Origin of the sequence: Burkholderia sp. LK4 (assembly GCF_001043615.1) — a bacterium.
Lineage (GTDB): Bacteria > Pseudomonadota > Gammaproteobacteria > Burkholderiales > Burkholderiaceae > Burkholderia > Burkholderia cepacia.
Window position 1 is genome coordinate 1 of the sequence record NZ_LDUL01000057.1, and the last position, 19,445, is coordinate 19,445.

17 protein-coding genes are annotated in these 19,445 nt (G+C 64.9%); 1 reads left to right on the top strand and 16 read right to left on the bottom strand.

Going from position 1 to position 19,445, the window contains the following annotated elements; all coding sequences use genetic code 11:
- Nucleotides 1-169: 169 nt before the first annotated feature.
- The 11 genes from phoR to VK92_RS26580 form a co-directional block, all read right to left on the bottom strand.
- A complete protein-coding gene (gene phoR, locus VK92_RS26530; RefSeq protein ID WP_021157274.1) occupies nucleotides 170-1,489 on the bottom strand; it encodes a phosphate regulon sensor histidine kinase PhoR in 1,320 nt (439 codons plus the stop codon).
- A 57-nt stretch (nucleotides 1,490-1,546) separates the two neighbouring features.
- Nucleotides 1,547-2,248: a phosphate regulon transcriptional regulator PhoB gene (gene phoB / locus VK92_RS26535; protein WP_027787869.1), complete on the bottom strand. Its 702-nt coding sequence runs from the start codon at nucleotides 2,246-2,248 to the stop codon at nucleotides 1,547-1,549.
- A 30-nt stretch (nucleotides 2,249-2,278) separates the two neighbouring features.
- Nucleotides 2,279-2,983: a phosphate signaling complex protein PhoU gene (gene phoU / locus VK92_RS26540; protein WP_048025398.1), complete on the bottom strand. Its 705-nt coding sequence runs from the start codon at nucleotides 2,981-2,983 to the stop codon at nucleotides 2,279-2,281.
- 18 nt (nucleotides 2,984-3,001) lie between these two features.
- A complete protein-coding gene (gene pstB, locus VK92_RS26545; protein WP_048025399.1) occupies nucleotides 3,002-3,850 on the bottom strand; it encodes a phosphate ABC transporter ATP-binding protein PstB in 849 nt (282 codons plus the stop codon).
- A 15-nt stretch (nucleotides 3,851-3,865) separates the two neighbouring features.
- A complete protein-coding gene (gene pstA, locus VK92_RS26550) occupies nucleotides 3,866-4,759 on the bottom strand; it encodes a phosphate ABC transporter permease PstA (RefSeq protein WP_048025400.1) in 894 nt (297 codons plus the stop codon).
- Nucleotides 4,756-5,742, bottom strand: a complete 987-nt coding sequence (gene pstC, locus VK92_RS26555) for a phosphate ABC transporter permease PstC (RefSeq protein ID WP_021157279.1) — start codon at nucleotides 5,740-5,742, stop codon at nucleotides 4,756-4,758. Before pstC ends, pstA begins: the two co-directional genes overlap by 4 nt.
- Before the next feature lie 94 nt (nucleotides 5,743-5,836).
- Complete coding sequence (gene pstS, locus VK92_RS26560; protein ID WP_048025401.1) at nucleotides 5,837-6,871, bottom strand: phosphate ABC transporter substrate-binding protein PstS; 1,035 nt, start codon at nucleotides 6,869-6,871, stop codon at nucleotides 5,837-5,839.
- Between the two features lie 418 nt (nucleotides 6,872-7,289).
- Nucleotides 7,290-8,645 carry a phosphoglucosamine mutase gene (gene glmM, locus VK92_RS26565; RefSeq protein WP_021163356.1) on the bottom strand — a complete coding sequence of 452 codons (1,356 nt, stop codon included), beginning with the start codon at nucleotides 8,643-8,645 and terminating at the stop codon, nucleotides 7,290-7,292.
- 28 nt (nucleotides 8,646-8,673) lie between these two features.
- Nucleotides 8,674-9,567, bottom strand: coding sequence for a dihydropteroate synthase (folP, locus tag VK92_RS26570; protein ID WP_414142958.1), 894 nt, complete (start codon nucleotides 9,565-9,567; stop codon nucleotides 8,674-8,676).
- Between the two features lie 78 nt (nucleotides 9,568-9,645).
- Nucleotides 9,646-11,544, bottom strand: a complete 1,899-nt coding sequence (ftsH, locus tag VK92_RS26575; protein ID WP_021163358.1) for an ATP-dependent zinc metalloprotease FtsH — start codon at nucleotides 11,542-11,544, stop codon at nucleotides 9,646-9,648.
- A gap of 166 nt (nucleotides 11,545-11,710) precedes the next feature.
- Entirely contained in the window at nucleotides 11,711-12,373 is a 663-nt protein-coding gene (locus tag VK92_RS26580; RefSeq protein ID WP_021163359.1) for an RlmE family RNA methyltransferase, read from the bottom strand.
- Nucleotides 12,374-12,566: 193 nt separating this feature from the next.
- Here VK92_RS26580 and VK92_RS26585 point away from each other — a divergent pair, with 193 nt between their 5' ends.
- Nucleotides 12,567-13,094, top strand: a complete 528-nt coding sequence (locus VK92_RS26585; RefSeq protein WP_048025403.1) for a YhbY family RNA-binding protein — start codon at nucleotides 12,567-12,569, stop codon at nucleotides 13,092-13,094.
- A 79-nt stretch (nucleotides 13,095-13,173) separates the two neighbouring features.
- Here VK92_RS26585 and VK92_RS26590 read toward each other — a convergent pair whose 3' ends face one another.
- The 5 genes from VK92_RS26590 to carA all read right to left on the bottom strand — a co-directional run bounded on the left by VK92_RS26590 (nucleotide 13,174) and on the right by carA (nucleotide 19,388).
- Nucleotides 13,174-13,632, bottom strand: a complete 459-nt coding sequence (locus tag VK92_RS26590; RefSeq protein ID WP_021163361.1) for a DUF4149 domain-containing protein — start codon at nucleotides 13,630-13,632, stop codon at nucleotides 13,174-13,176.
- A 14-nt stretch (nucleotides 13,633-13,646) separates the two neighbouring features.
- Entirely contained in the window at nucleotides 13,647-14,123 is a 477-nt protein-coding gene (greA, locus tag VK92_RS26595) for a transcription elongation factor GreA (protein ID WP_021163362.1), read from the bottom strand.
- A gap of 118 nt (nucleotides 14,124-14,241) precedes the next feature.
- Nucleotides 14,242-17,496: a carbamoyl-phosphate synthase large subunit gene (carB, locus tag VK92_RS26600; protein WP_048025404.1), complete on the bottom strand. Its 3,255-nt coding sequence runs from the start codon at nucleotides 17,494-17,496 to the stop codon at nucleotides 14,242-14,244.
- 49 nt (nucleotides 17,497-17,545) lie between these two features.
- A complete protein-coding gene (gene leuE / locus VK92_RS26605) occupies nucleotides 17,546-18,205 on the bottom strand; it encodes a leucine efflux protein LeuE (RefSeq protein ID WP_021163364.1) in 660 nt (219 codons plus the stop codon).
- Between the two features lie 37 nt (nucleotides 18,206-18,242).
- A complete protein-coding gene (gene carA, locus VK92_RS26610; RefSeq protein WP_048025405.1) occupies nucleotides 18,243-19,388 on the bottom strand; it encodes a glutamine-hydrolyzing carbamoyl-phosphate synthase small subunit in 1,146 nt (381 codons plus the stop codon).
- Nucleotides 19,389-19,445 lie beyond the last annotated feature (57 nt).

The window sequence follows — 19,445 nt, forward strand, 5'->3', positions numbered from 1 at the left end:
GCGCTGACCACCTGTTGCTTGAACCGCTCGTCGTACTTCGTCATGAAAAACACCCCAAAGGTTGGATCGGTATCCAACTTTTGGGGTGCAGTTCACGCGGGCTGCGCTCTTTCGTTGCGGATCCGGCATGCCGCCGCTCGCCGGACGAGCGACGGATACCGTTACGCGATCATGCCTCGTACGTGGCCGGCCGGATCGCGATGACGCGCGAACCCGGGAACCGCGCAGTGAACGTGCTGCCGCGCCCTTCCTCGCTCTGCACGTACAGGTGTGCGTCGTGCCGCTGCAGCACGTGCTTGACGATCGCGAGCCCGAGCCCCGTGCCGCCCGTGTCGCGCGAACGGCTGCGGTCGACGCGATAGAAGCGTTCGGTGAGCCGCGGCAGGTCGGCGGCCGGAATGCCGAAGCCGCTGTCCGTGACGGAAAACACGCCTTGCGCGCCTTCGCGCCGCCACGTCACGACGATCTTCCCGCCTTCCGGCGTATAGCGGATCGCGTTCGTGACGAGGTTCGCGAATGCGCTGAACAGCTCCGTCTGCGCGCCGGTGACGCCGAGCGTCTCGTCGATCGAGAACGCGATGTCGTGATGCCCGTTCGACAGCGTCTGCGCATCCTCCTTCAGGTGATCGAACACGGCGCGCATGTCGATCGCGCGATCGACCGGCGGCTTGCTCTCGCCCTCCAGCTTCGCGAGCACCAGCAGGTCGGTCACGATGTGCCGCATCCGCGATGCCTGCTGCTCCATCATCTCGAGATAGCGCGCGCGGTCTTCCTCGTTCAGCGGCAGCTCGCGCATCGTCTCGAGAAAGCCCGACAGCACGGTGAGCGGCGTCTTCAGTTCGTGCGACACGTTCGCGACGAAGTCGCGCCGCATCGCGTCGGTCCGCTCGAGCTCGGTGATGTCCTGCGTAAGCAGCAGCTTGCGGTTCTCGCCGTACGGAAACACCTGCACTTCCAGCACGTTCTGCCGCGAGTCGCCCATGCCGCGCATCACGAGCGTCTCGTCGTAATGCTGCGCGTTCAGGTAGCGGACGAAATCGGGATGGCGTACCAGGTTGGTGATGTGCTGGCGCAGGTCGCGCTTCGCATCCAGGCCGAAATGGACCTCGGCGATCGCGTTGCACCACTCGATCTGGTCGTGATCGTCGAGCATCGCGACGCCGTTCGGCGACGCCTGGATCGCCTGGATGAAGCGCGAATGCTGCTGCTCGACCTGCCGCACCTGCGCATGCCACTGCTTCGCGAGCTTGTGCAGGCGATAGTAGATCTCGCCCCAGATGCCCGGCGCGCTCGGCACTTCACCGTAGACCGGCGCATCGAGCAGCCGCCACAGACGCTGCGTGTGAAAGGTACTGAAAAAGCCCTGCGCAACCAGCATCACGACCACGAACACGAGGCCCGCGGTCGGGCCGGCGAAAACGCCGACCAATACGCCGATCAGCACGAGCAGCACGAGCGACACCAGAAAGCGCGCCCAGATAATGTTCATGATTCAGCGTCCGAAAGAATGAACGGCTTGCCGTGGCACACGGCAGGCCCGGATACGTTACGCGTGCTTGGCGAGCCGGTAGCCGCTGCCGCGCACGGTCTCGATCATCGCATCGCAACCGGCCGGTTTCAAGGCCGCGCGCAATCGTTTGATGTGCACGTCGACGGTGCGCTCCTCGACGAACACGTGGTCGCCCCACACCTGGTCGAGCAGTTGCGTGCGACTGTGCACGCGCTCCGGATGCGTCATGAAGAAATGCAGCAGGCGGAACTCGGTCGGGCCGAGATCGAGCTTGATCTCGCTGCCTTCCGCATGCGCGGCGACGCGGTGCGTGGCCGGGTCGAGGCGCAGCCCGTTGATCGACACGACGTCCTCGGTCAGCTGCGGCGCACGGCGGCGCAGCACGGCCTTGATCCGCGCCATCAGTTCCTTCGGCGAGAACGGCTTCGTCACGTAGTCGTCCGCGCCTATTTCGAGGCCGAGCACCTTGTCCTGCTCGTCGCCGCGGGCGGTGAGCATGATGATCGGGATGTGTTTGGTCCGTTCGTTGTTGCGCAGGTCGCGCGCGAACGCGATGCCGGATTTGCCCGGCAGCATCCAGTCGAGCAGCACGAGATCGGGCAGCACGTCGCTGATCAGGTTCTGCGCCTGTTCGGCGTTGTACGCACGAATCGGGCAGTGACCGGCGTGCTGGAGATTCACCGAGATCAGTTCGGAAATCGCGGGCTCATCTTCAACGACGAGAATGTTGCTGGGCATCGGCACCTCTGTTCTTCCTTACGGAGTCGATTAACTGTTGGCTTCGCGATCGAGCGTGTCGCGCGGCTGGTGCCGCACGTCGGTGCCCTTCACGATGTAGATGATGAATTCGGCGATGTTCTTCGCGTGGTCGCCGATCCGCTCGATCGCCTTCGCGATGAACAGGTACTCGAGGCCGACCGAGATCGTGCGCGGATCTTCCTGCATGTACGACACGAGCTTGCGCACGAACGCGCGGAATTCCTGGTCGATTTCCTTGTCGTCCTTGACGATCTGCGCAGCGGCCACCGTATCGAGACGCGCGAACGCGTCGAGCGCGCGGCGCAGGATCGTCACGGCCATCTCGCCCGACACCTTGATCTCGGCGATGTTGACCGTGCGCGCAGCCGGCTCGTCGACCAGGCGGCGTACGCGCTTCGCGATCTTCTCGGCCTCGTCGCCGGCGCGCTCGAGGTTCGTAATCGTTTTCGAAATCGACATCAAAAGGCGCAGGTCACGCGCGGCTGGCTGCCTCCGCGCGATGATGTTGCCGCACTCCTGGTCGATGTCGACTTCCATCGCGTTCAGCGTTTCCTCGGCCGTGATGACCTTCTCGGCCGTATCGCGATCGAACTCGTTCAGTGCGTGCATCGCGCCGACGATCTGCGACTCGACGAGCCCACCCATTTCCAGCACTTTCGACGACACGGCATTGAGGTCCGCGTCGAACTGGCTCGACAGATGTTTATCCGACATGGCTGTTGTTCTCCGTCATCAGCCGAAACGGCCGGTGATGTAGTCTTCCGTTTCCTTGCGCACCGGCTTGATGAAGATCTTTTCGGTCTCGCCGAATTCGATCAGCTCGCCCAGGTACATGTAGGCCGTGAAATCCGAGCAGCGTGCGGCCTGCTGCATGTTGTGCGTGACGATCACGACCGTGTAGTCGCTCTTCAGCTCCGCGATCAGCTCTTCGATGCGGCCCGTCGAGATCGGGTCGAGCGCCGAGCACGGTTCATCGAGCAGCAACACTTCCGGACGGATCGCGATGCCGCGCGCGATGCACAGACGCTGCTGCTGGCCGCCCGACAGGCCGTAGCCGCTCTGGCTCAGCTTGTCCTTCACTTCGTTCCACAGCGCGGCCTTCGTGAGCGCCCACTCGACGCGATCGTCCATTTCCGAGCGCGTGAGCTTCTCGAACATCTTCACGCCGAACGCGATGTTGTCGTAGATCGACATCGGGAACGGGGTCGGCTTCTGGAACACCATGCCGATCCGCGCGCGCAGCAGCGAGATGTCGCGCTTCGTCGTCAGCAGGTTCTCGCCGTCCATCAGGATTTCGCCTTCGGCGCGCTGCTCCGGGTAGAGCGCGAACATCTTGTTGAACGTGCGCAGCAGCGTCGACTTGCCGCAGCCCGACGGGCCGATGAACGCCGTCACCTTCCCTTCGGGAATGCTCAGGTTGATGTTCTTCAGCGCGTGGAACTTGTTGTAGAAGAAGTTGAGGTTGTTGACCTCGATCTTCGCGTTCAGCGGCTCGAGCGGACGGCCGTGCGCCGCTTCTTGCGTGCCGGCCGGCGCTGCAGTGCGTTCGACCGGATTCAGGTGGCTTTCTGCCATATTCATCGGATTGCTCCGCCGTTACTTTTTCGAGAAGATCGAGCGCGCCAGGATGTTGAGTCCGAGCACCCCGAGCGTGATCAGGAACACGCCCGCCCATGCGAGCGACTGCCATTCCGCGAACGGGCTCATCGCGAACTTGTAGATCGTGACGGGCAGGTTCGCCATCGGCTGGCTCATGTCCCACGAGAAGAACTGGTTCGACAGCGCGGTGAACAGCAGCGGCGCCGTTTCGCCGGCGATCCGCGCGACGGCGAGCAGCACGCCGGTGATGATCCCGCCGACCGACGCGCGCAGCGTGATCTTCAGCACCATGCGCCACTTCGGCGTGCCGAGCGCGAAGGCCGCTTCACGCAGCGCGTTCGGCACGAGCTTCAGCATGTTCTCGGTCGTGCGGATCACGATCGGAATCTGCAGCAGCGCGAGCGCGATCACACCGGCCCAGCCCGAGAAGCGCCCCGACTTTGCAACGACGATCGCATACACGAACAGGCCGATGACGATCGACGGCGCGGACAGCAGGATGTCGTTGATGAAGCGGATCGTGCTCGCCAGCAGGTTCTTCTGGCCGTATTCGGCAAGATAGACACCGGCCAGGATGCCGATCGGCGTGCCGACCAGCGTGCCGAAACCGCACAGCAGCAGGCTGCCGACGATCGCGTTCGCGAGACCGCCGCCTTCCGTGTTCGGCGCCGGCGTCGATTCGGTGAACAGTTGCAGCGACAGGCCGCCGACGCCGAGATGCACCGTCGTGTAGAGAATCCACACGAGCCACAGCAGCCCGAAGGCCATCGCGCCCAGCGACGCGGTGAGCGCGATCGCGTTGACGGCCTTGCGCTTGCGCTGCAGGCGGTTGCGCATCGCGTCGAGCGCGGCGCCGTCCGGCCCCGGGAAATTCATGATGGGCTCGCTCATTTCTTGCCCTCTCCCTTCTCGAGACGAAGCAGCAGCAGTTTGGAGATGGACAGCACGATGAACGTGATCACGAACAGGATCAGGCCGAGTTCCATCAGCGCGGATGTGTGCAGGCCCGGCTGCGCTTCCGCGAATTCGTTCGCGAGCGCCGACGTGATGCTGTTGCCCGGCGCGAACAGCGACACGCTGTCGAGCAGGTTGGTGTTGCCGATCACGAAGGTCACGGCCATCGTTTCGCCGAGCGCGCGGCCGAGGCCGAGCATCACGCCGCCGATCACGCCGGTCTTCGTGTAGGGCAGCACCACCTTCCACATCACTTCCCAGGTCGTGCAGCCGATCCCGTAGGCCGACTCCTTCAGCAGCACCGGCGTGACTTCGAACACGTCACGCATCACCGATGCGATGTACGGGATGATCATGATCGCGAGGATCACGCCGGCTGCAAGGATGCCGATACCGATCGGCGGGCCGGCAGTCAGCGGGCCGAGCACCCAGACGTCCTTGAACAGGCGGCCGATCGGCTTCTGGAAGTATTCGGCGAAGATCGGCGCGAACACGAGCAGGCCCCACATGCCGTACACGATCGACGGAATCGCGGCGAGCAGCTCGATGGCGATACCGAGCGGGCGGCGCAGCCACACGGGCGACAGCTCGGTGAGGAACAGCGCGATGCCGAAGCTGACGGGCACCGCAATGACGAGCGCGATGACCGACGTCACGATCGTGCCGTAGATCGGCACGAGCGCGCCGTAGATGTCCGAGTTGGGATCCCACTCGGATTGCCACAGGAAGCCGAGGCCGAACTTCTGGATGGTCGGCATCGACGCAATGATCAGGGAAACGATGATCCCGCCCAGCAGCAGCAGGGTCACGATCGCGGCGAGCCGAGCAAGGCCGCCGAACAGGACATCCCCGAGACGGCTCGGCGCGCGCTGCTGCGCACTATCGGGCGACCGGGAGGACGTGTAAGAAATATCAGACATGGGTGCCTGCTTTTGATTGCCGGGCGCCGTAACGCCCGGCTTTACCGCACACACTGCCCGGCCGGCACGGCCGGGCAGCGAACCGCTGCAATGCTTACTCGGCGGCGACCGGCTTGCCCGAAGCGTCCGTCACCTTGACCTTCCACTGCTTGCGGATTTCCGCTTCGACTGCCGGCGGCAGCGAGATGTAGTCGAGGCTGTCAGCAGCCTTCTCGCCGTTCTTGAACGCCCAGCTGAAGAACTTCAGCGTTTCCGCGCCCTGCTCCGGCTTTTCCTGCTTCGCGTGCAGCAGCACGAACGTCGCGCCGACGACCGGCCATGCTTCCTTGCCCGGCTGGTTCGTCAGGATCTGGTAGAACGACTTCGACCAGTTCGCGCCTGCGGCAGCGGCCTTGAACGTTTCGGTCTTCGGCTCGACCACCGTGCCCGTCGAGTTCTTCAGGGCCGTGTAGACCATGTTGTTCTTCTTCGCGTACGCCCACTCGACGTAGCCGATCGCGCCCGGCAGGCGCTGCACGAAGGCCGCGACGCCGTCGTTGCCCTTGCCGCCCGTGCCCGTCGGCCAGTTGACCGTCGTGCCTTCGCCGATCTTCGACTTCCACTCGTCGTTGACCTTCGACAGGTAGTTCGTCCAGATGAAGCTCGTGCCCGAGCCGTCAGCGCGGCGGACCACGGCGATGTCCGTGTCCGGCAGCTTGACCTTCGGGTTCAGCGCGGCGATCGCCGGGTCGTTCCACTTCTTGATCTTGCCGAGGTAGATGTCGCCGAGCACCGGGCCCGACAGCGTCAGTTCGCCGGCCTTCACGCCCGGCACGTTGACGACCGGCACCACGCCGCCGACCACCGTCGGGAACTGGAACAGGCCTTCCTTCGCGAGCTCGTCATCCTTCAGCGGAGCGTCCGAGCCGGCAAAATCGACCGTCTTCGCGATAATCTGCTTCAGGCCGCCCGACGAACCGATACCTTGGTAGTTGACCTTCGCGCCGCCGGTCTGCTGGTAGTCAGCAGCCCATTTCGTATAGATCGGCATCGCGAACGTGCTGCCTGCGCCCGTGATGTCGGCAGCGTGGGCGGCGACGGCGAAAAGCGCGCCAGCCAGGCCGGCAATCGCGGTTTGCATCAATTTCATGAGACCTCCAGTGTGTGAGCGGATGACTACGGCACCGCGAAGGTTAGGGGCTCCTCATGACGGTAATGTGACAATCGATGAAACTGGCGTGACAGTAACATGACTGGTTGAAAGGGAGTAACAGGGTCGGCGCGCGTGGCGCGCAGACGGCGCCGGAGGGGCGATGGCGGCAGGAATTGCCGGCCCGGAACGGACGGGATGACGCCCCGTTTTTCATTGTGTGGCGGGATCGCGGCACCGCGTCGGTGGTACGAAAAGCCTCCGCCGGCAGCTGCCCCGATCTCGGGGTCGGACGTTTTTTCGTCCGGGGCATGCGGCAGGCGATATGCGTTACTTATAGGTATCGCAAACCTTTGCGTCTGACGAAATCGCGGCGCCCCGAAGGCGCCGCATGCCGGTTCAACGGAACACCGGCGCGTCAGGCCGTCGCCGCGCGCACCGCGTCGGCGATCGTCTCCGCATGGCGAACCGCGTCGGCCGCTTGCTGCGCTTCGACCATCACGCGCAACACGGGTTCGGTGCCCGATGCGCGGATCAGCACGCGGCCGCTGCCGGCGAGCGCGGCTTCGGCTGCGTCGATCGCTGCACGAATCGACGTGCTGCCCTTCCAGTCGGCACCCGGCTTCATCCGCACGTTGATCAGCTTCTGCGGGAACAGCGTGACGCCGTCGAGCATCTGCGCGAGGGTCTGGCCGCTGCGCTTCAGCGCAGCCAGCACGAGCAGCGCCGACACGATGCCGTCGCCGGTCGAATGGCGATCGAGCGACAGGATGTGGCCCGAGCCTTCCGCGCCGAGTTGCCAGCCGTGCTCTCGCAACTGCTCGAGCACGTAGCGATCCCCGACCGCCGCCCGCACGAACTTCACGCCCGCGCGCTGCAGCGCGACTTCGACGGCGAGATTCGTCATCAGCGTGCCGACCGCACCCTCCACCTTGCCGTCGGTCGCGATCCGGTCCTTCACGAGCACGTAGAGCAGCTCGTCGCCGTTGTACAGGCGACCGGTCGCGTCGACGACCTGCAGGCGGTCCGCATCGCCGTCGAGCGCAATGCCGAGATCGGCGTGGTTCGCGCGCACCGCGCGCACCAGCGCGTCCGGCGCGGTCGCGCCGACGCCGTCGTTGATGTTGAAGCCGTTCGGCGCGACGCCGATCGGGATCACGTCCGCGCCGAGTTCGTGGAACACGTGCGGCGCGATCTGGTACGCGGCACCGTGCGCGCAGTCGATCACGAGCTTCAGCCCGCGCAGGTCGAACGCGGCCGGGAACGTGCTCTTGCAGAATTCGATGTAGCGGCCGGCCGCATCGTCGAGGCGGCGCGCCTTGCCGAGACCGTCGGACGATGCGCATTCGAGCGGCTTGTCGAGCCACGCTTCGATCGCGGCTTCGGTGTCGTCCGGCAGCTTGTTGCCGTCAGCGGAGAAGAACTTGATCCCGTTGTCGCGATACGGATTGTGCGATGCGCTGATCACGACGCCCGCCGACAGGCGCAGCGCGCGCGTCAGGTAGGCAACCCCTGGCGTCGGCATCGGGCCGGCCAGCATCACGTCGACACCCGCCGCCGAGAACCCTGCCTCGAGCGCGGCTTCGAGCATGTAACCCGACACGCGCGTGTCCTTGCCGATCAGCACGGTCGGCCGCGAGCCTGCCGCGCCATCGGCCGAGCTGGCCAGTACCTTGCCGGCCGCGTAGCCGAGACGCAACACGAAATCCGGCGTGATGGGCGCCTCGCCCACCGTGCCGCGAATGCCGTCCGTGCCGAAATATCGACGTCCCATAGCGAATCTTCCTCCTTCGTCTTCTGACTTATCGTTGCCGCGCGGCTTCGCGCACGGCATTCCAGATTTTCAACGCATCGACCGTCGCCGCGACATCGTGCACGCGCACGATCGCCGCCCCACGCTCGACCGCGCACAATGCGGCCGCCACGCTCGCCACGACGCGCTCCATCGGCGGCTTGCCGCCGATCACCGCGCCGAGCATCGACTTGCGCGACATGCCTGCGAGTATCGGATACGCGCGCCCGTCGGGCCGCGCGGGCGCCGTTTCAGGCAGCGCGGCCAGGAGTGCATAGTTGTCGTCGACGACCGCCTTGCCGAACCCGAAACCGGGATCGACGCAGATCCGCTCCGGCGCAATCCCCGCGTCGCGCAATGCCTGCGCGCGTGCGGCGAGAAAATCGCGCACGTCGGTCACGATGTCGCCGTAATCGGGTTCGCCGACCTGCATCGTTTGCGGCTCACCGAGCATGTGCATCGCACACAGCCCGCAATCGCCCTCGCGCACCGCGTCGATCGCGCCCGGCTGGCGGAACCCCCAGATGTCGTTGATCAGGTCGGCGCCTGCGGCCAGTGCCGCGCGCATCACGGCCGGCTTGTAGGTATCGATCGACAGCGGCACGTTCAATGGGCGCAGCGCTTCGACAAGCGGGATCACGCGCGCGAGTTCCTCGTCGAGCGGCACCGGCGGTGCGCCGGGGCGCGTCGATTCGCCGCCGATATCGAGGAGATCGACGCCTTCGGCAATCATCCGCTCGGCCTGGCGCAGCGCATCGTCGCGCGCGAGGAAGCGGCCGCCGTCGGAGAACGAATCGGGCGTGGCGTTGAGAATGCCCATCACGAGCGGGCGCTCGAACGTCAGTTCGAAGCGGCCGCACCGGAGCGGCGCGGGAATTTGGGGGGAAACAGCGGAATCGGACACGGGCAACTGGCGTGAATGAATGCAAAACGGGCCGGTGTGAAGACACACCAGCCCGTGAACGGTGCTAAAGAGCGGAGATTATGCCGCCGGCGACGCAGGCGCCGGCGCGTTGCCGGCCTTCACCTCGGCGCTGCTGCCGCCACCCGACGAATCGCCGCCGACAGCCGGCGAGCTCTTCGGGGAACGCGGCGGACGGCCTTCCATGATGTCGTTGATCTGATCGGCATCGATCGTCTCCCACTCCATCAGCGCGGCGGTCATCGCTTCGACCTTGTCGCGGTTCTCTTCGAGCAGGCGGCGCGCAAGGCCGTACTGTTCGTCGAGCACGCGGCGGATTTCCGAATCGACCTTCTGCTGCGTCGCTTCCGAAATCGTGCGCGTGAAGCCACGGCCGAACGGCGATGCATCGTTTTCGTCGTCGACGTAGACCATCGGCCCGAGCGCATCGGTCATGCCGAAACGGGCGACCATCGCGCGCGCCGTCTGCGTTGCCTTGTTGAAGTCGTCCGACGCACCGGTGCTGACGAGGTTCATGAACAACTCTTCCGCCACCCGGCCACCGAACAGGATCGCGAGGCGGTCCATCAGGTAGTCCTTCGAGTACGTTTCGTTGTCATGCTCCGGCAACTGCCACGTGACACCCAGCGCGCGACCGCGCGGAATGATCGTGACCTTGTGCACGGGGTCGGCCTTCGGCAGCAGCTTCGCGATCACCGCGTGGCCCGACTCGTGATAAGCGGTCGCACGCTTCGCTTCCTCGCGGATCACCGCCGACTTGCGCTCGGGACCCATGAAGATCTTGTCCTTCGCGTCCTCGAAATCCTGCATCTCGACGATGCGCTTGCCACGGCGTGCCGCGAACAGCGCGGCCTCGTTCACGAGGTTCGCGAGATCGGCGCCCGAGAAGCCCGGCGTGCCGCGCGCGATGACTGCCGCATCGACGTCGTTCGCGATCGGTACCTTGCGCAGGTGCACGCGCATGATCTGTTCGCGGCCGCGGATGTCCGGCAGACCGACGTAGACCTGGCGGTCGAAACGGCCCGGACGCAGCAGCGCCTTGTCGAGCACGTCGGAACGGTTGGTCGCGGCGATCACGATCACGCCCGAGTTCGCCTCGAAGCCGTCCATCTCGACGAGCATCTGGTTCAGCGTCTGTTCGCGCTCGTCGTTGCCGCCGCCCATGCCGGCGCCGCGATGACGGCCGACCGCATCGATTTCGTCGATGAACACGATGCACGGTGCATGCTTCTTCGCCTGCTCGAACATGTCGCGCACACGGGCCGCGCCGACGCCGACGAACATTTCGACGAAGTCCGAACCCGAGATGCTGAAGAACGGCACTTTCGCTTCACCCGCGATTGCGCGGGCCAGCAGCGTCTTGCCGGTACCCGGAGGGCCGACGAGCAGCACGCCGCGCGGAATGCGGCCGCCGAGCTTCTGGAATTTCTGCGGATCGCGCAGGAAGTCGACGAGCTCGGACACTTCTTCCTTCGCTTCGTCACAGCCCGCGACGTCGGAGAAGTTCACCGCGTTGTTGTTCTCGTCGATCAGCCGCGCGCGGGATTTGCCGAACGAGAACGCGCCGCCTTTGCCGCCTCCCTGCATCTGCCGCATCATGTAGAACCAGAACACGATGATCAGGATCGTCGGCCCGAGGTAGTACAGCGCGGACATCAGCGCATTCGGCTCGTCGTCGGCCTTGCCGCTGACCTGCACGCCGTACTTCATCAGATCGCCAACCATCCAGATGTCGCCGGGCGACACGATCTGGTATTTCTGGCCATCAGCCGGAGTGACGGTGAGGTTGCGCCCCTGAACGATGACGTTCTTGACCTTGCCGTTCTTGGCGTCGTCCATGAACTGCGAATAGGACACGCCTTCCTGGACGCGGGGCTTGTCGAACTGCTTGAACACCGTAAACAGCACCAGTGCGATCACCAGCCACACCGCTGCCTTCGAAAACATATTGTTGTTCAAAGCACCACTCCTTCACTCGTAGACGAGCGCCTACATTTTCCTTGCGGCGCCCCTCGGTCATTCTAATCCAGTCCGACCACCCTCGCCATAAGCATTGACAACCGCCGCGATAGCGCTTCGCTTGTCTGGCAAGGGCCGGAGCCCGTTTGCGGCACCCCGCCGCGCATCAGCGCGGACGTTTCAGATGCCGACCCAAAATGAACGTTTCGGACGATTTGTCGCGGGACGCCTTCGGCTTGCGCGGCGCGACGGTCTTAAACTGCTGTTTGAATTTCTCGACGATCTGGCTGTAGCCGCTGCCGTGGAAACATTTCACGAGCAACGCACCATCCGGCTTCAGATGGTTCTGCGCGAATTCGAGCGCCAGGTCGCAGAGATGCTCGATGCGCGCCGCGTCCGCCGAGGCCACGCCGGAGAGGTTGGGGGCCATGTCGGAAATAACAAGGTCCACCGCGCGGCCTTCGAGCAATTCCTCGAGCTGGTGAAGCACGTCATCCTCGCGGAAGTCGCCCTGGAGGAAGTGGACGTCGGCGATCGGCTCCATCGGCAGGATGTCGAGCGCGACGATCGTGCCGTCGATGCCGCCTTCGCGCTCCGCATCGCGCTTCTTGCCCTGCGCGAGCTTGTTGCGGGCATACTGGCTCCAGCTGCCCGGCGTCGCGCCGAGATCGACGATCACCTGGCCCGGACGGATCAGCTTGTCCTGCTCGTCGATTTCCTTCAGCTTGTACGCGGCACGCGCGCGATAGCCCTCCCGCTGCGCCATTTTGACGTACGGGTCGTTGATGTGGTCGTGCAGCCAGTGCTGGTTGAAGCGGTTTTTTGCCATTCGAAAGAGAGATTGCTGCCAATTGCTTCGTGAAGCCGCGCTTTTAGCGGATAATACGCGTCTTCTTCGCGCGGCTGCGGCCCCTTTTCGGGCCCAAGCCGCGATTTTACGTGGTTTCGGCGCACGGCTGACGCGGTAACTACCCGCGATCGCTTTTCAGTCAGCGCGCCCTTATTTAGATTTCGACATTTCCATGCCCGCCCTTTCGCTTTCTCCCGCCGAGCGCTCCGCGCTGCGCTCCCAGGCCCATGCGCTCAAGCCCGTCGTGCTGATCGGCGCCGAAGGGCTGACCGACGCCGTGCTGAAGGAAATCAAGGTGCACCTCGACGCGCACCAACTGATCAAGATCCGCGTGTTCGGCGACGAGCGCGACGAGCGCATCGCGATCTACGACGAGATCTGCGATCGCCTGAGCGCGGCGCCGATCCAGCACATCGGCAAGCTGCTGGTGATCTGGAAGCCCGAAGCCGCCGTTGCGGCCCCGACCCGCGGCCGTCGTGCCGGCACGCTGCCGAGCGCGGCCGAAGCCGTGGACGACAAGAAAGGCCGTGCACCGCGCACCGTCAAGGTCGTCAAGGTGTCGCCGAACGCGAGCCCCGTGCGCCGTCCGCGGCCGGTCAAGGTCACGGTGCGCGGCAACGAGCGCGTGACGGCGGGCGGTACCGTGAAGCGTGCGAAAAAGCGCCAGGCCAGCACCAAGCGGCCGTTCCAGGACAAGTAAGCATCGGGGCGGCACGGCTGCGCCGTCCCGCCACCCTGCCCGCGGGCCCGGCATCGACCGGGCCTGCGCGGCACACGCGTCAGGCGTCGCGCGCCGGCAGACGCCAGATCAGCATCAGCCCCAGCACGCTCTCGACGAGGTAGAACACGCTCGAGACGCCGTGCAGCATCCCGAAGCGGCTCGCATACGGCGAATTCGCGATATCGGTGCCCGCGTCCATCGCGGCGACCCGCAGCGCGTTCATGAACGGCTGCAGCGCAAAATACCCGACCAGCACACATACGACCATCGCGGCGACGACCCAGCGCACGCGGCGATATTCGCTGCTGCCGCGTCGAACCTGCTGGTTCGACAGCGCGAGCAGCAGCACGCCACATACGACACCGAGGATCGCCTCGATACGGAACAGCTGGGCGGCGACCGAACCGGCCGTCATCCGCTCCAGCGTCTTGAACAGCACGGGCGCGACCGCATACCCGATCGTCAGCAGGCTGCCGACCCACACGGCCGACAGCAGACGGAACACGCGATGCGGCATCGTGTCGCCCCGCTTCAGATGTAGCTGACCGAGATGATTTCGTATTCGCGCACGCCGCTCGGCGCCTGCACGGCCGCGACGTCGCCTTCGGACTTGCCGATCAGCGCACGCGCGATCGGCGAGCTGACCGAGATCAGGCCGTGATCGATATCGGCTTCGTCGTCACCGACGATCTGGTACTTGACGGTGTCGCCCGACTCGAGATCCTCGAGTTCGACGGTCGATGCGAAAACCACGCGGCCTTCGGCGTCGAGCACGGTCGGGTCGATGACCTGCGCGGCCGACAGCTTCGATTCGATTTCCGCGATACGACCCTCGATGAAGCCCTGCTTTTCCTTCGCGGCATCGTATTCGGCGTTTTCGGACAGGTCGCCCTGTGCGCGGGCCTCCGCGATCGCGTTGATCACGGCCGGCCGCTCGACGGACTTGAGGCGCTGCAATTCATCGCGCAGTTGCTCTGCGCCACGCTTTGTCAACGGAATGGTGCTCATAAACGGCTCAATCGCTAAAAACGGCTATAAAAAAAATCACCGCGATTAAGCGCGTTTCCGATGCACTGGAAACACCGCCTAATCGCGGCACGTGTTGCTTCGACAGGTAACTGACTGCTTAGTTTAGGCGAGCGTGAAGACCTTGTAAATCATAGACTTCCAGATCCTTCAGGTAGCGCAAGCCTTCGACTGCCGCGCGCGCGCCCGACATCGTCGTGTAGTACGTGACCTTGTGCGCCTGCGCGCTCATGCGGATCGAACGCGAATCGGCGATCGCCTGGCGCGTTTCGTCGACGGTCGTGAACACGAGCGCGATCTCGCCGTTCTTGATCATGTCGACGATGTGCGGACGGCCGTCCTTCACCTTGTTCACGACCTTCACCGGCACGCCGGCCGCTTCGATCGCGGCAGCCGTGCCCTTCGTCGCGACGATCGGGTAGCCGAGGTCGTGCAGCATGCGCGCGACTTCGACCGCCTTCGGTTTATCCGCATCCATCACGGTCAGCAGCACCGTGCCCGACTCCGGCAGGCGCGAACCGGCCGCGAGCTGCGACTTGAACAGCGCTTCGCCGAACGTCTGGCCGACGCCCATCACTTCGCCGGTCGAACGCATTTCAGGCCCGAGGACCGGATCGACGGTCGGGAACTTGACGAACGGGAACACCGCTTCCTTCACGCTGAAGTACGGCGGCTCGACTTCCTTCGTCACGCCCTGCTGCGCGAGCTTCTGGCCGACCATCGCGCGCGCCGCGATCTTCGCGAGCGGCAGGCTGGTCGCCTTCGACACGTACGGGACCGTGCGCGATGCGCGCGGGTTCACTTCCAGCACGTAGATGATGTCCTGCTTCGAACCGTCAGCCTGCGGCACCTGCTGGATCGCGAACTGCACGTTCATCAGACCGACCACGTTCAGCGCCTTCGCCATCGCGCCCGTCTGGCGCTTCAGTTCGGCCACGGTCTCCTTCGACAGCGAGTACGGCGGCAGCGAGCATGCCGAGTCGCCCGAGTGGACGCCCGCCTGCTCGATGTGCTCCATCACGCCGCCGATGAACACGGCTTCGCCGTCGCAGATGCAGTCGACGTCGCACTCGATCGCATCGTTCAGGAAGCGGTCGAGCAGCACCGGCGAATCGTTCGACACCTTCACGGCCTCGCGCATGTAGCGCTCGAGGTCGCGCGGCTCGTGGACGATTTCCATCGCGCGGCCGCCCAGCACGTACGACGGACGCACGACCAGCGGATAGCCGATTTCGTCGGCCAGCGCGAGCGCTTCGTCTTCGGCGCGCGCGGTGCGGTTCGGCGGCTGGCGCAGGCCGAGGTCCTGCAGCAGCTTCTGGAAGCGTTCGCGGTCTTCGGCCGCATCGATCATGTCCGGCGACGTGCCGACGATCGGCACGCCGTGCGCCTCGAGGTCGAGCGCGAGCTTCAGCGGCGTCTGGCCGCCGTACTGGACGATCACGCCGACCGGCTTTTCCTTGTCGACGATCTCGAGCACGTCTTCGAGCGTCAGCGGCTCGAAGTACAGGCGGTCGGACGTGTCATAGTCGGTCGACACCGTTTCCGGGTTGCAGTTGACCATGATCGTTTCGTAGCCGTCCTCGCGCATCGCGAGCGCCGCGTGCACGCAGCAGTAGTCGAACTCGATGCCCTGGCCGATCCGGTTCGGGCCGCCGCCCAGCACCATGATCTTCTTGTTGGTGGTCGGCTGCGCCTCGCACTCTTCCTCGTAGGTCGAGTACATGTACGCGGTTTTCGTCGCGAACTCGGCCGCGCACGTGTCGACGCGCTTGTAGACCGGACGCACGTTGAGTTCGATGCGGCGCTTGCGGACGTCTTCCGGCGTCGCGCCGAGCAGCTTCGCGAGGCGGCGGTCGGAGAAGCCGCTCTGCTTCAGGTAGCGCAGCTCGTCGAACGTCAGCGATGCGAGCGTGCGGCCCGCGAGTGCCTTTTCCTTCAGGATGATCTGCTCGATCTGCTCGAGGAACCACGGGTCGATCGCGGTTTCCGCGAAGATTTCCTCGGCCTTCATCCCGATGCGGAACGCATCACCGACGTACCAGATGCGATCCGGGCCCGGCTCGTGGATCTCGATCGCGATCTCGTCACGGTTGGTCGACTTCTCGTCGAGACCGTCGACACCGACTTCGAGGCCGCGCAGCGCCTTCTGGAACGATTCCTGGAACGTACGGCCGATCGCCATCACCTCGCCGACCGACTTCATCTGCGTGGTCAGGCGCGAGTCGGCTTCACGGAACTTCTCGAACGCGAAACGCGGGATCTTCGTGACGACGTAGTCGATGGTCGGCTCGAACGACGCCGGCGTCTGGCCGCCGGTGATTTCGTTCTTCAGCTCGTCGAGCGTGTAGCCGACGGCCAGCTTCGCCGCGACCTTCGCGATCGGGAAGCCCGTTGCCTTCGATGCGAGCGCCGACGAACGCGACACGCGCGGGTTCATTTCGATGACGACCATGCGGCCGTCCTTCGGGTTGATCGAGAACTGCACGTTCGAGCCGCCCGTGTCGACGCCGATCTCGCGCAGCACCGCGAGCGATGCGTTACGCAGGATCTGGTATTCCTTGTCGGTAAGCGTCTGCGCCGGCGCGACCGTGATCGAGTCGCCGGTGTGCACGCCCATCGGGTCGAGGTTCTCGATCGAGCAGACGATGATGCAGTTGTCGGCGCGGTCGCGCACGACTTCCATCTCGTATTCCTTCCAGCCGAGCAGCGACTCCTCGATCAGCAGCTCGCGCGTGGGCGACAGGTCGAGACCGCGCTTGCAGATCTCCTCGAACTCTTCGCGGTTGTACGCGATGCCGCCGCCCGAGCCGCCGAGCGTGAACGACGGACGGATCACGACCGGGTAGCCGCTGCCGCCGGTGCCGGCCATGATCTCGGCGTGCACCTGGGTCGCTTCTTCCATCGAGTGCGCGATGCCCGACTTCGCGGAACCGAGACCGATCTTGGTCATCGCTTCCTTGAACTTCTGGCGGTCTTCCGCCTTGTCGATCGCTTCCGGCGACGCGCCGATCAGCTCGACGCCGAACTTCTCGAGCACGCCGTGGTGGTGCAGGTCGAGCGCGCAGTTCAGCGCGGTCTGGCCGCCCATCGTCGGCAGGATCGCGTCCGGGCGCTCCTTCTCGATGATGCGTGCGACGACTTCCCACGTGATCGGCTCGATGTAGGTCACGTCGGCCGTGTTCGGGTCGGTCATGATCGTCGCCGGGTTGCTGTTGACGAGAACGACCTTGTAGCCCTCCTCACGCAACGCCTTGCAAGCCTGCGCGCCCGAATAGTCGAACTCGCACGCCTGGCCGATGATGATCGGGCCGGCGCCGATGATGAGGATGCTCTTGATGTCTGTGCGTTTTGGCATGGCTTGTGAATTCAATAAGTAATCGTTGTCGTGGGTCGGCCGGCTGCGCTCAGCTCATCGTGGCGAGCGCGAGCTTCACCGAGAAACCGATGAACAGGCCGCCCACGCTGCTCGCCGCGCCTGCTGCAAGCTTGCGGCGGCGGCGGAAGTGCTCGGCGAGCCGCGCACCCGCGAAGATCAGCGTGCTCAGGTACAGGAAGCTCGCGCATTGCGCGATCGCCCCGAGCACGACGAACGACAGCGCGGGATGCGGGAATGCCGGGTCGACGAACTGGATGAAGAACGAGATGAAGAACAGGATCGCCTTCGGATTCAGCAGGCTCACGATCAGCGCCTTGCGGAACGGACGCTCGCCGTCGACCGCGGGCGGTGCATCGGCCGGCGCATCGGCGCGCGCGCGCAGCTTCTGCCACGCGCTGCGCAGCATGCCGGTGCCGATGTAGAGCAGATACGCGGCGCCGCCGTACTTGACGACGGAGAACAGCAGCGGGTTCGCCTTCAGCAGCGACGCGACGCCGGCGGCGGACAGCACCATCAGCACCGTGTCGCCGACGAACACGCCGCACGCCGCGCGATAGCCGGCCTTCACGCCGCGCTGCGCCGCGAGCGACAGCACGTACATCGAGTTCGGCCCCGGCAGCAGGATGATGAAGATCACGCCGAACACGTAGGTCCAGATATCCGTGATGCCGAGTGCGTGGCCGAACATGATGCGAATCTCCCGTCCTTCGGTTGCGTCGGTTGCGTTAAGCGTTGCGCTGCTTCGCCGCGTCCATCAGCGCGGTGAAGCGGTCGAACAGATAGCCGATGTCGTGCGGACCGGGCGACGCTTCCGGGTGGCCCTGGAAGCAGAATGCCGGCTTGTCGGTCAGCTCGAAGCCCTGCAGCGTGCCGTCGAACAGCGACACGTGCGTCACGCGCGCGTTGGCCGGCAGCGAATCCGCATCGACCGCGAAGCCGTGGTTCTGCGACGTGATCACCACGCGGCCGTCGCCGAGATCCTTCACCGGGTGGTTCGCGCCGTGGTGGCCCGTCTTCATCTTCAGCGTCTTCGCGCCGACCGCGAGGCCCATGATCTGGTGACCCAGGCAGATACCGAAGGTCGGCACGCCGCGCTCGATGAACTGCTTCGTGGCCGCGATCGCGTAGTCGCACGGTTCCGGATCGCCGGGGCCGTTCGACAGGAAAATGCCGTCCGGATTCAGCGCGAGCGCATCTTCCGCGCTCGCCTCGGCCGGCAGCACCGTCACGTGGCAGCCGCGTTCCGCGAGCATGCGCAGGATGTTGTACTTGACGCCGAAATCGTACGCGACGACGCGGTACTTCGGCGATTCCTGCATGCCGTAACCGCCTTCGAGGCGCCATTCGGTCTGCTTCCACTCGAACGGCTTCGTGGTCGACACGACCTTCGCGAGATCCATGCCCGCGAGACCCGGGAACGAGCGCGCGAGTTCGATCGCCTTCGCTTCGTCGTCCGAGCCCGTCAGGATGCAGCCGTTCTGCGCGCCCTTGTCGCGCAGGATGCGGGTCAGCTTGCGGGTGTCGATGCCGGCGATCGCGACGACGCCTTCGTCGCGCAGGTAGTCGCCGAGCGTGCGCTCCATGCGGAAGTTCGATGCGAGCGTGGGCAGATCACGGATGATCAGGCCGGCGGCATGGACTTTCGTGGCTTCGACATCTTCGGCGTTCACGCCGACGTTGCCGATATGCGGATAGGTGAGCGTGACGATCTGGCGCGAGTAGCTCGGGTCAGTCAGGATTTCCTGATAGCCGGTGATCGCGGTATTGAACACGACTTCGCCGATCGTGTGGCCTTCGGCCCCGATCGAATAACCACGAAAGACCGTGCCGTCGGCGAGTGCAAGCAAGGCGGGAGTAAAAGACGGCAACACGGGAGGCTCCTTGGGGAACACCCTGCTGCCGACCTGTTTACCCTGCCGCGCGAGCGC